General features: G+C 57.3%; 9 protein-coding genes. 4 read left to right on the top strand and 5 right to left on the bottom strand.

The window, feature by feature from the left end:
* The 3 genes from N5J71_RS14385 to N5J71_RS14375 form a co-directional block, all read left to right on the top strand.
* The coding region (locus tag N5J71_RS14385) for a hypothetical protein (protein ID WP_424960573.1) at nt 1-465 on the top strand (465 nt) is incomplete at its 5' end.
* Nucleotides 466-858: 393 nt separating this feature from the next.
* Nucleotides 859-1,650, top strand: a complete 792-nt coding sequence (locus N5J71_RS14380; protein ID WP_033947703.1) for a hypothetical protein — start codon at nt 859-861, stop codon at nt 1,648-1,650.
* Nucleotides 1,651-1,665: 15 nt separating this feature from the next.
* On the top strand, nt 1,666-3,333 hold the full coding sequence (locus tag N5J71_RS14375) for a hypothetical protein (RefSeq protein ID WP_236699082.1): 1,668 nt from the start codon (nt 1,666-1,668) through the stop codon (nt 3,331-3,333).
* 96 nt (nt 3,334-3,429) lie between these two features.
* On the opposite strand, the gene N5J71_RS14370 is transcribed toward N5J71_RS14375, so the two are convergent.
* Complete coding sequence (locus N5J71_RS14370; protein WP_255311657.1) at nt 3,430-3,555, bottom strand: hypothetical protein; 126 nt, start codon at nt 3,553-3,555, stop codon at nt 3,430-3,432.
* Between the two features lie 241 nt (nt 3,556-3,796).
* Between N5J71_RS14370 and N5J71_RS14365 the strand changes: the two genes are divergently transcribed.
* Nucleotides 3,797-4,663, top strand: coding sequence for an aminotransferase class IV family protein (locus N5J71_RS14365; RefSeq protein WP_082469396.1), 867 nt, complete (start codon nt 3,797-3,799; stop codon nt 4,661-4,663).
* Nucleotides 4,664-4,754: 91 nt separating this feature from the next.
* Here the strand turns inward: N5J71_RS14365 and N5J71_RS14360 are convergent, their stop codons facing one another.
* From N5J71_RS14360 to N5J71_RS14345, 4 genes are all read right to left on the bottom strand, one after another.
* Nucleotides 4,755-5,306, bottom strand: a complete 552-nt coding sequence (locus N5J71_RS14360; protein WP_055986222.1) for an isochorismatase family protein — start codon at nt 5,304-5,306, stop codon at nt 4,755-4,757.
* Nucleotides 5,307-6,157: 851 nt separating this feature from the next.
* The gene (locus N5J71_RS14355) at nt 6,158-7,606 is read right to left on the bottom strand and encodes an ATP-dependent nuclease (protein ID WP_279917116.1); all 1,449 of its coding nucleotides are present in this window, start codon (nt 7,604-7,606) and stop codon (nt 6,158-6,160) included.
* A gap of 105 nt (nt 7,607-7,711) precedes the next feature.
* Entirely contained in the window at nt 7,712-8,962 is a 1,251-nt protein-coding gene (locus tag N5J71_RS14350; protein WP_055985058.1) for a ribonucleotide-diphosphate reductase subunit beta, read from the bottom strand.
* A 458-nt stretch (nt 8,963-9,420) separates the two neighbouring features.
* Nucleotides 9,421-12,330, bottom strand: a complete 2,910-nt coding sequence (locus N5J71_RS14345; RefSeq protein ID WP_279917115.1) for a ribonucleoside-diphosphate reductase subunit alpha — start codon at nt 12,328-12,330, stop codon at nt 9,421-9,423.
* Nucleotides 12,331-12,503: the final 173 nt, after the last annotated feature.

The raw sequence follows: 12,503 nt of genomic DNA, 5'->3' as shown, positions 1-12,503 counted from the left end.
ATTCATATGGAGATGTACAACATGAAAACACGTAAATCACTGCTCGCTCTGCTTACTACCGCTGCACTGTCCGCTGCTGGCGCCGCCCACGCCGGCCCGCCAGTCACGATTACCTTCAAGCATGCCGGGGCCACCGGTACGCCTGCCGCTGTCTATACGATTATCACGGCCAATGAGACGAGCACTTATGCCAATGCCTCACCGAAACCGGATAGCAGTGTGTCAGCGGGAGGCAGTGACAGCTATCAAGTCCAGAGTTTGATTTCTCCCGATGCGAACTTCGCTAACGTCCGCTACAAGATTGGCAGCAAGGAGTGCGTCTTTACTACTACCTACGTCAACATGCTGGGCAGTGGTGGTGTCAAGATTCCTACGTGGAACAAGACGGCCACTCCCAGCGGGGGGGGCAATTTGTACGGCGAATATTACCTCCACCAATATCGCGACCCATGCATGGTCGGTTGAATTCACGATGAGATAAACAGCAAAGCCGCGCGCGTTCCCGGTAATGTTCCGCATCACTGGGAACGTTTGCAGCGGCATCGAGAGCTTTGACAAAACAGGGAAAAGTCATGCCAAACTCCTCCGCCACACCGGACACCTACAATGGCCAGCATTTCGGCAATACTGCCAGGGCTATCGTTGCCGACAGCGTATAGTTACTGACGAGAGACCCGGGCGCCTTTTTTGTTCTATTTGACCTGGCGGCGTCCAACGATACCATGGGTGCATAAGTATTCCTTGCGCTTTGTTTGCAGAGCATGCGGAGGCTAAAGCTTTCCGCTATGCAGCCGTTAATGCTGTGAACTATAAGTTTGTATGAAGCCAAGCCGCAGCTGAGGCGATGGAGAAACAGTCATGGCCGGTATTACTACCTACACATCCCTATCCGGTAGCCGCTTGGCTGGCAGCGCTACTACTGCTACGGGCCAAACCCAGGACGTTTCCACTGCCGGCAAGACCAGTGCCACGATCCCAGCAGGAGGCACCGGCCCCACCATCACCGTTTCCAACCTGGCCCGCCAGTTGGGCGAAGCAGCGGTACGCGCTGAAACCCGCGATGCCAGCCTCAGTCGCAAGGAACTGGGCCAAAAGGCCACGGCACAGCTTGATCAGATAATTGGTGACCAGTACTACATAAACAAAGCTAAACACGACGCTGAGGTACCCAATACGGACGATCCCGAACTGCTGGCTCGCGCCAAGCAAGCTACCAGCTTCGTCAACGGTCAGGGTAAGAACCCCTTTGCCGGCTTATCACCGGATCAATTGACCTTAGTCATTTATGACGACAGCGGTACCTTCACGGTTAACGAGCGGCAGGCCGCATGGCAGGAGTCTTATGACCAACGACAAGCATGGAAGCAGCAAGTCATCGCCAAAGCCAATGATGAGTACAACCGCACCGGCAAGATGTCCAATTTCTTCAAAGAAGTGCTTGCCTACTACAACGAGCTGCCCGCCATCGAGCAGGCGCAGTACCCAGAAAGCTATGCTTCCCGTCTACAAGAGCTGATCGACCTCGACTTCAACTACATGACTCATCAGGTCGGGGGCAAGGGCAGCGCGGCTAGCCTGATCGAACAGCTGCTGGGCGAAGGTCCCTATAGGGACAAGGATTTTGCCGCCAAGGCGGCGGATACGGACTGAGCAGAAGGGCTCGCCATGATCGGCATCACCACCTACACCTCTCTAATCAGTCGCCTGACAGGCAATGCCACTGGTGCTGCGGGCCAAACCCAGGATGTTTCCGCCGACGGCAAGACCAGTACCACGCCCCCCGCAGGCAGCACCAGCACGGTCTCCAACCTGGCTCGCCAATTGGGTGAGGCGGCTGCGCATGCTGAGGCTCGTGATGCCAGCCTCAGCCGTAAGGAGCTGGGCCAGAAGGCTACGGCACAGCTTGATCAGATCACTGGCTACGATTACTACCTGAATCAGGAGCGGCACGATGCTGAGGTGCCCAATACCGACGACCCTGAGCTGCTGGCCCGTGCCAAACAAGCTACCAGCTTCGTCAACGGTTCAGGTAGCAATCCCTTCAAGGGGATGTCCCGCGATCAATTGGCACTGATTGCCTATGATGACAGCGGCAGCTTCACTGTTAACGAGCGGCGGGCCGCATGGTCAGAGGCATACAGCCAAGAGGAAGCATGGCGTCAGAAGGTTGTAGCCCAGGCGATGGACGAGTACAACCGAACCGGCAAGATGACCAATTTCTTCAAAGAAGTGCTTGCCTACTACAATGAGCTGCCCGCCATCGAGCAGGCGCAGTACCCGGACGACTATGCTTCTCGTCTGCAAGAGCTGATCGACCTCGACTTCAACTACATGACTCATCGGGCCGAGGGCAAGGGCAGTAGTCCTGCCAATCTGATCGACCAGTTGTTCGCGTCAGCGCCTCACGCTGGCAAAGAGGAGGTTAGCGCCTCTTCATCCACGGCATCGCAATCCATCTCCGCTGCGCAGTCCGCCAGCGCGGCCAACACCACGGCATCGACAGCCGGCCCCGCCAGTAATGGCTACGATCTCATGGTTTCCCGCCTGTTCGGCGGGAAAGAGCCTGCGGTAGCCAACGGCGCCCAAGGCATGAGTGCCAACAACATCGGTCGCAGCGCTTACGACTTCCTCACCTACGAAGATCGTGCCTTGCTGTCGGACATGTACGCTTATGCGCAGGACGAAGGCGCCGATCTGACCTATGTGGATCGCCTGGCCGAAGAGCTTGGCGACTACCGTCAGCACGACAATGGGCGGTTGCGCTCGAACTTCAATAACGGTCACAACTACGACGCCCAAGGGCACCAACTCACGGTCAGCTTCAACGATAAGGACACTGCCACCGCTTCAAGCATCCTGAATGGATCGGCGATCGGCAGTACTCGTATTGATCAGGGCTTCTTGCGCCATATCCTCGATCCAGGCTATGGCGCGTTGAGCAATACCAGCGACCTGGGTTTCCTCGAACAGATGGTGACGAAGTTTTCCGCCGAAGGCGCGACACACTCTTCGCTCGGTAGCCAATACGCTACCTATACCCCGGTCATCAGCATCAAGGACAACATCGTCCTGAGCGCCTCCGAGGACGTGAAGCTCAAGCCCTTCGAGCCGGACATTACCAATGTCAACGGCGTCTGGGCCGTAACCGAAAAAGGTGCGGCGGCGGGTATCACACTGGACGACGTGATCGGCAAGTCTGGGCGCATGGCTACTGCTTCAACTGGCCAGGAGCAGAATCGCTACATTCTGGATGCCTTCTTCGGTAAAGATGAGCAGAACACATCCCGTCCCAGCTGGCTGACCGACCTGTTTGAGCAGCTGCAACAGCGATAGGCTGAGCTATCTTCTCGCCCGCATCGGTCATCGTCGTATCGGCTTTATCGAAAGGCGATAGTTCAGCCTGCCGCGCCGCCAGCCGTGTACTCAGGATCAAGCGGCGATTCGCTGCGCCAGCCGCTTCTGCAGTTTCTCCAGCCCCGTCTGCCCCGCCGGGGTGCCGTTGAACTGCGCCACCTTCGTTAATTCGCGCAATGCATCATTGTCCACGTCGAGCAAGTTGCAGACTACCAAGCGCTTGTGGGTCAAAGTGTATGGCAGAAGGGTTGCGGAAACAGATCAGCACATCGCCACTCTCGTCGAGTGTGGGGCGGCATAAAAACCGGCAACACGCCAATTCCCTTTGTTTGCTGATGCGGCTTCGCAGAATGGCGATGGTCTCGGCTCGACCTTGCCGAGAGCCGCACCATGCACGCCGCCCTTCCCTACCGCAGTTTCCTGCTGCTGGCCGTCCTGACGGCTGGCTGCGCGACGCCGCCCTCTCCCACTTCCGTTCAGGAAGAAGTGGCGGTTCCAGCATCGGAATACGTCCCGGTCGTCCTACATCGATGGACAACCCGTCAGCGCTTCACCGCTGAACCCGTTGGCTTTCGCCGGTTTTGCCCACTTCACCGCGATGCAGGTCAGACACTCCAGAATCAAGGGGCTGGATCTTCACCTGCAGCGTCTGCGCGATGCCTCTCTGAAACTCTTCAACCGTGCGCCTGCTGAAGCGTTGCTACGGTCATACATTCGCACCGCGGTCGAAGAAGGCACGAGCGACCAGTCACTGACCGTCACCGTCTTTTCACCTCACGGCGAGTTCACGGCCGCCAGCATGGAGGTTGAGCCTGCCGTGTTCGTACGCACAGCCGCACCGTCCGATGGGCCGCAAGGCCCGTTGTGCTTGAGTGTCATCGAGCATGAGAGGCCGCTGGCGGCAATCAAGCATGTCGGTGAAATCGGCAAGACCTATTACTTGCACCAGGCCATACGTGAGGGTTTCGATGATGCGGCCTTCGTCAATCAACGTGGGCACCTGAGTGAGGCCACGATCTGGAACCTGGCGTTCTGGGATGGTGAGACGGTGATCTGGCCTGAGGCCGAGATGCTCAAAGGCACCATGATGGGCATGGTTCAGCGTCAACTTGCCCGCCTCGGCATGCCCCAGCGTTGTGAAGTCATCACGCTCGAGCGGGTGAAAGAGCTCTCTGGGGCGGCCGTGATGAACTCATGGACACCGGGGATTCCGGTCACTGCCATCGCCGCTCATATGCTCGCTGAGGCAAGGCCGTTCATCGAGCTGCTGCACAAGGCCCATGAGGCTGAGCCGGCCGACTTTCCCTGAGATTGGCGCAAGGCGGTCAGTGGAGGGCAATCCAAGCGGTGCGCAGGGTGGATGACACTTTCTTCATCCACCGTTGGATACGGCGTCCGGGTTACTCGCTGAGTCGTGCAATCACATCGTCTGATGACATGACCTCAGCATATTCGGCGCCCAGTATGGCCAACGTCAGCTCGTGCACGGTCGAGGCTTCCCAGCGGGTTCCACCTGGCCCTGTTACAGGTACGGCGGTTGTGGCATCTGACGGGAGGATGATGCTGTACCCGAGCGCTTTGCCTGCGCGGACGGTGGCATCCATGCTGTTATGGATCACAACGCCCGTCAGCACGATGCGATTTGCGTTCATTCCCTTCAGCGTGGCATCCAAGTGGGTGCCTATGAACGCGCAGTTTTCATTCTTGATGATGACGGCTTCGCCCTCTATCGGCGCGACTTCCTGTTTGATGCCATTCCAGGGGCCGTGAACGTAATAGCTCGACGTGGGTGTCTTTTCATCGTGTTTTACGTGAAGGACGGGCCAGCCATTCGAGCGCCAGAATTGCAGGAGGCGTTGGATGACGGACAGGTAACCGGGGTGACTTTTGTCATTCCAGACGGGCTGGGCGTGTCCGGCATTTGGTGTCGTCTCCTTACGATGAAGCCTCAGTGTGCTGCAGTGTTTTTCTATCAACAACCATGGCAGCTCGATAGCTCCAACGTTTCGGCAGGCGTAGGGTGGATGACGCTTTTTCCATCCACCATTGCGGTGGTAGCCGGCTCACTTCCCTTCGGCGTGAACCCGCCGCTTCTACGTTGTTGCCGATACCGGTTCCGCTCTTACAGCGGCTCACTTTTGGCAGACGCCCCAAAAGTAAGCAAAAGGTCTGTGCCCCTGCCATCCGGCCCGACTTCGTCGGGTTCCCTCGCTCCATCGTCGTTCCAGGGGCACGCCGCGAAGGGCCATCCCTGGCCCATCGCGGCTCTCGCGGCATCCATGCCGCTCAACCCCTTACACAACGATTCCACTCGGCCTCCTGACGGGGCGTTTGGCGTCGTCTGTGAGATCGGCGATCCAGCACCAAACAGAGCGAGAGCATTGCGGCTTGGCCGCAATGCTCTCGCTTTAAGCTCTGCTTTTGCTTTTTTGCTCTGCCTTCCACAACACGTTCAAACACCGCGGTCCCCGAATCCCGTCAGGAGGCCGAGTGGAGGTGCTGTGGAGAGGGGCGTTTGGCATGGATGCCAAACGAGGAGTGATGGGCCAGGGATGGCCCTTCGCGACGACCCTCGGAACAGCGCCGGAGCGAGGGGAGTTGAGCGCAGCGAAACCCGGATGCCGGGCGCGCTTTCTCTTTGGTTACTTTCTGCGCGAGTAAAGAGAAACGGAGCGAAGCGGAGTAACAGCCGCAGGCTGGCCCGAAGGGCGAGCGAAGCGAGTCAAGTGACTCGCCGTAAGGGCGAAAAGGTGCATGAGTGACGCCGGTAAATCGTGGTCCCCGATTACCTTGTATATTGGGCTTAAAGGTATTTCTGGATCTGAAAAATTAGATCGTCAAATTCTGTTGATATTTCGCCTATATATTTCTCTATCGCAAAGCTGCGAATAACCTCCTCTTCTGTCTCTGCTTCTTGGGCTACGTGCTTGGCGATTTTATGGTGATCGCTGATATCGTCACGTTCAAGTATCCAGTTTATATCAATACCGTACTTTTCTTTTATTGCAGAGCTGACAACTGGGTGAGTGAATACCTCTACTTCCGGAGGGCGGCTTCCGGGGAATGATAGAAGGTGGTTTTTTATGTCTTGGCCTACATCGGCATCTCGGACGGCAATAGATTTTTTTCCTGTCTTGTTTAGGACATGGACAGCTTCTCTAACTGCATCTTTATCTCCTATGTCATGTATGGCAATAGCTTTTAGAATGTCTTTTCTTTTTGTTCGTATGGCTTCTGTTAGAAGTATCTTTGCAAAAATATCTTCGACGCAAATGTCCAAGTTTCTGACGTGGCCTGACGAGAGGATGGCTCGGATATGGCAGGCCGATATTTTATTTCTGACTTCTACTCCATTCGCGTCTCTAGTTATCAACTTTCTTGCGTCTGGAGGTAAAGCGTTGAGTATTACGCTAGAGTGTGTGGATAAGATTATTTGATGGTGGCGTCTTTGGCATACATCAATGAGGTACTTTGTAAATTCATGCTGGGCACTCTCGTGTAGAGATGTTTCTGGTTCTTCTAAAATGAAAAGACTCTGTTCTGGTGAGTTTTCCAATTTATCAACTGTGTAAAGAATCCGGCCTTCGCCAAAGCCCATGTTATTTTCAGAGTATGAGTAGCCTAGACGTGAAGCTATTCCAATTTCAGAGGTTTTATCTTTGTGTGAAACACCTTGGAAGGTTACGTCGTCGTATTTGTGGCCTATTATTCTGGCCATTTTCTTTATGACTTCTTTGTCTATTTCTCTTTTTTCTGTGAATTTAAGCTCTCTTCCGCCATATACGCTGAGATCGCGTCTTTCTACCTTGGGTATGTAAACTGTAAACCCCACGTAGTAACAGTGGCGTTCCGGTTGTCGCTTGTAGCCTGACCATGCTGAGTTTACTCGAGAGATAGTTACTTCTTGTGTCTTTTTATGGTCATCTGTTTCGTAGTGGAATACGACTTTGGCATCGTCAGATATCGGCTTTGGGTCGGCAGGTGAGATTGGGAAAAAGTCTTTTATGTAATGGCGTTTATATTCTGTGGCAGTGCTGGGTTTTCTATATCCGCAAATTGCTAGTTGTCCTAACGTGCTCTTTCCTGCACCATTTAATCCAGAGATGGCCGTTATGGGGAAGTCTAGCGTCAGTTCTACCTTATTGATACCTCGAAACCCATCTATGTAAACCTTTCGAATGCATGGGCCAAAGTTGTTGTAGCGGTTTTTTTCAGAATATTTGCTTGAAAGTTTATTTGTTAGGTCAGCCATTTTATTCTCAATAAAAAGCCCCGCATTAGGCGGGGCTTCTCTTAAGTTTCAACCCCAACATCCTTGGCAGGTGTAGGTTGAATCTATCGTGATTTCAATGGGCCATCAATCCCAGCTCAACGCCCCACCAGTCTGATACTCGATCACGCGGGTCTCGAAGAAGTTCTTCTCCTTCTTCAGGTCCATGATCTCGCTCATCCACGGGAAGGGGTTGGTAGTACCTGGGTACTCTTCCTTCAGGCCGATCTGGGTCAGGCGGCGGTTGGCGATGAATTTGAGGTAGTCCTCCATCATCGCGGCGTTCATGCCCAGTACGCCGCGCGGCATGGTGTCACGTGCGTATTCGATCTCCAGCTGGGTGCCCTGCAGGATCATCTGGGTCGCTTCGTCCTTCATCTGGGCATCCCACAGGTGTGGGTTCTCGATCTTGATCTGGTTGATCACGTCGATGCCGAAGTTCAGGTGCATGGACTCGTCACGCAGGATGTACTGGAACTGCTCGGCGGTGCCGGTCATCTTGTTGCGGCGGCCCATGGAGAGGATCTGGGTGAAGCCGCAATAGAAGAAGATGCCTTCCAGTACGCAGTAGTAGGCGATCAGGTTACGCAGGAACTGGCGGTCGGTTTCCGGGGTGCCGGTCTGGAACTGCGGGTCGGAGATCGAGCGGGTGTACTTCAGGCCCCAGGAGGCCTTCTTCGCGACGCTCGGGATCTCGTGGTACATGTTGAAGATCTCGCCTTCATCCATGCCCAGCGATTCGATGCAGTACTGGTAGGCGTGGGTGTGGATCGCTTCCTCGAAGGCCTGGCGCAGGATGTACTGGCGGCACTCGGGGTTGGTGATCAGGCGGTACACGGCCAGGACCAGGTTATTGGCCACCAGGCTGTCGGCGGTGGAGAAGAAGCCGAGGTTGCGCATGACGATGCGGCGCTCGTCTTCGCTGAGACCGTCTGTGGATTTCCACAGCGCGATGTCGGCGTTCATGTTCACTTCCTGCGGCATCCAGTGGTTGGCGCAACCATCCAGATACTTCTGCCAGGCCCAGTCGTACTTGAAGGGTACGAGTTGGTTGAGGTCGGCGCGGGCGTTGATCATCTGCTTGTCGCCGACCTGTACGCGCGCGGAGGCGCCTTCGAGGTCGTCCAGGCCTTCCTGGATGTCGAGGTCGTTCAGGGCTTTCTTGGCGCGGGCCACGGCGTCGGAGTCGTTGGCGTCGACGGCGCGGGCCTGCTCGACCGAGCCGGCAGCTTCGCTGTCGAGCTTGTCGAAATTGGTGCCGGCGCTCTGTGCGTTGGCGTTGCTTGCGACGGCTGCTTCTGCGCCGTCTTCCTTGTCGAATTCATCCCAGCTCAGCATGGCTTGGCTCCTGCGTGAGGGCCGGTGAATAAACCGGCCTGTATGGATATACAGATAATTTGAATTATGTTCCGTTGCGTGATGCGCGCAAGGGTAAAACGGGTACCACTGGTCAGCAGGCGGTGGATTGCTGGCTGACCGTTGCCCCTCGACCCGGGGGAGGGGCGGGAATTTTGGGGGGAGGGTTGGCGGTTCTGCTCGGGCTTTGGGTCGCGGCTAAAGCCCCTCCCACATATACAAGCCGAACCGCTTGCCCTCTCCCTAACCCTCTCCCGCAAGCGGGAGAGGGGATCGATCGGTGTGTTGCTCTAGCTTTTCATCCAACCTTCGAGCGTGTAGCTGAGCGAGTGAGCGCTAGGCGCCTGGTAGGTCGGAGCCCCTGAGCGTACTTCAGTACGTGATGGGGGCCGGCCTACCTGGCAACGACGCGGGCGCCGCTCAGATCCACGCGAAAGCCTTCACTGACAGGCTTCGCAGTCTGGTTCGTCGATGGCACAGGCCTTTGGTACTGGCGCCGGGGCCGGGGCGGCCTGCTGGGCAGGCGCCTGGGCCTTGGCCGAGAAACCTTCGTCACCACCAGCGGAAACTGCGTTGAGCTTGCCGGTGTTGATGGTGGACTTCTCGGTGCTGGTGGCGGCCAGGGCACGGAGGTAGTAGGTGGTTTTCAGGCCACGGTACCAGGCCATGCGGTAGGTCACGTCGAGCTTCTTGCCCGAGGCGCCGGCGATGTACAGGTTCAGCGACTGAGCCTGGTCGATCCACTTCTGGCGACGGCTGGCGGCGTCGACGATCCACTTGGTTTCCACTTCGAAGGCGGTGGCGTACAGGTCTTTCAGATCCTGCGGGATGCGCTCGATCTGCTGCACGGAACCGTCGTAGTACTTCAGGTCGTTGACCATGACCGGGTCCCACAGGCCGCGATTTTTCAGGTCGCGCACCAGGTAGGGGTTGATCACGGTGAATTCGCCGGAGAGGTTCGATTTCACGTAGAGGTTCTGGTAGGTCGGCTCGATGGACTGCGACACGCCAATGATGTTGGAGATGGTCGCGGTCGGCGCGATGGCCATGATGTTCGAGTTACGAATGCCTTTCTTCACGCGCTCGCGGATCGGCGCCCAGTCCAGCGACTCGGACAGGTCGACGTCGATGTACTTCTGGCCACGGGCTTCGATCAGGATCTGCTGCGAGTCCAGCGGCAGGATGCCCTTGCTCCACAGCGAGCCTTCGAAGGTGCTGTAGCTGCCGCGCTCTTCGGCCAGGTCACAGGAGGCCTGGATGGCGTAGTAGCTGATGGCTTCCATCGACTTGTCGGCGAACTCGACGGCAGCGTCGGAGCCGTAGGCGATGTGCTGCAGGTACAGGGCGTCCTGGAAGCCCATCAGGCCGAGGCCGACCGGACGGTGCTTGAGGTTGGAGTTCTTCGCCTGCGGCACGCTGTAGTAGTTGATGTCGATGACGTTATCGAGCATGCGCACCGCGGTCTTCACGGTGCGGCTGAGTTTCTCGGTGTCCAGCTTGCCGTCATTGATGTGGTTGACCAGGTTGACCGAACCCAGGTTGCAGACGGCGATCTCGTCCTTGTTGGTGTTCAGGGTGATCTCGGTGCACAGGTTGGAGCTGTGTACCACGCCCACGTGCTGCTGCGGGCTGCGCAGGTTGCACGGGTCCTTGAAGGTCAGCCATGGGTGGCCGGTCTCGAACAGCATCGAGAGCATCTTGCGCCACAGGTCTTTGGCCTGGATGGTCTTGTACAGCTTGATCTTGCCGTACTCGATCAGGGCTTCGTAGTACTCGTAGCGCTCTTCAAAGGCCTTGCCGGTGAGGTCGTGCAGGTCCGGTACTTCGGACGGGCTGAACAGGGTCCACTTGCCGTCTTCGAAGACGCGCTTCATGAACAGATCCGGAATCCAGTTGGCGGTATTCATGTCGTGGGTACGACGACGGTCGTCACCGGTGTTCTTGCGCAGCTCGAGGAATTCCTCGATGTCCATGTGCCAGGTTTCCAGGTAGGCGCAGACCGCGCCCTTGCGCTTGCCGCCCTGGTTGACCGCCACGGCGGTGTCGTTGACCACTTTGAGGAAGGGCACGACGCCCTGGGATTTGCCGTTGGTGCCCTTGATGTAGGAGCCCAGCGCGCGCACCGGCGTCCAGTCGTTACCCAGACCGCCGGCGAATTTCGACAACATGGCGTTGTCGTGGATGGCGCCATAGATGCCCGACAGGTCGTCCGGCACGGTGGTCAGGTAGCACGACGACAGCTGCGGACGCAGGGTGCCGGCGTTGAACAGGGTCGGGGTCGACGCCATGTAGTCGAACGAGGACAGCAGGTTGTAGAACTCGATGGCGCGGTCTTCGCGGTTCTTCGGCTCTTCGATGGCCAGGCCCATGGCCACGCGCATGAAGAACACCTGCGGCAGTTCGAAACGGATGCCGTCCTTGTGGATGAAGTAACGGTCGTACAGGGTCTGCAGGCCCAGGTAGGTGAACTGCTGGTCGCGCTCGTGGTTCAGCGCCTTGCCCAGTTTCTCCAGGTCGTACTCTTTGAGTTTCGGGTCGAGCAGCTCGAACTCGGCGCCTTTTTCCACGTAGGCCGGCAGGGCCTTGGCGTACAGGTCGGCCATCTCGTGGTGAGTGGCGCTGGCAGTGATGTTGAGGAAGCTCAGGGCCTCGGCGCGGATGTTGTCCATCAGCAGGCGGGCGGTGACGTAGCTGTAGTTCGGCTCACGCTCGACCAGGGTACGGGCGGTCATCACCAGAGCGGTGTTGACGTCCTTCTCGGCCACGCCGTCGTACAGGTTCTTCAGGGTTTCGCGCTCGATCAGCGAACCATCGACTTCGGCCAGGCCTTCACAGGCTTCACGGATGATGGTCTGCAGGCGGCCCATGTCCAGCGGCTGCAGTTCACCGCCAGCGGTGGTGATGCGGATGCTCGGGTGCGGCTGGGCGATGTCGCTGCCGGCATTGGCGCTCTTGCGCTTGTTGGCCTGGGCTTCGCGGTAGATCACGTAGTCGCGGGCGACTTTCTGCTCGCCGGCGCGCATCAGGGCCAGTTCGACCTGGTCCTGGATTTCTTCGATGTGGATGGTGCCGCCGGACGGCATGCGGCGCTTGAAGGTGGCAGTGACCTGCTCGGTCAGGCGCGCAACGGTATCGTGGATGCGCGACGAGGCGGCGGCGGTGCCGCCTTCTACTGCGAGGAAGGCCTTGGTGATGGCGACGGTGATCTTGTCATCGGTGTAGGGGACGACAGTGCCGTTGCGCTTGATCACACGCAGTTGGCCGGGGGCGGTGGCAGCCAGATCCTGGGAGGATTCAGCGGCCTGCGGCGCCACGGCCTGCGGGTTCTCGCGAGTAGTGTCGGTATGCATGGAGATCTCCGTGTTCTGTAATTTTTGGTTGGACGTCACGATTAGAAACTGTGCCCTGTCCGCCGTTCATTCCATTAGCAGGCGGTTGAAAAACTACCTGCGTTGGCAATCCTGCGTTAAAAACGACCTCAAAATGCTCATTTACAACACGTAAACTGCGCTTTTTCGGTCGT

This window comes from Ectopseudomonas oleovorans (assembly GCF_029845265.1).
GTDB lineage: Bacteria > Pseudomonadota > Gammaproteobacteria > Pseudomonadales > Pseudomonadaceae > Aquipseudomonas > Aquipseudomonas oleovorans.
Note: the sequence above shows the minus strand (reverse complement) of the source record. Positions and strands in the feature narration are given on the sequence as shown.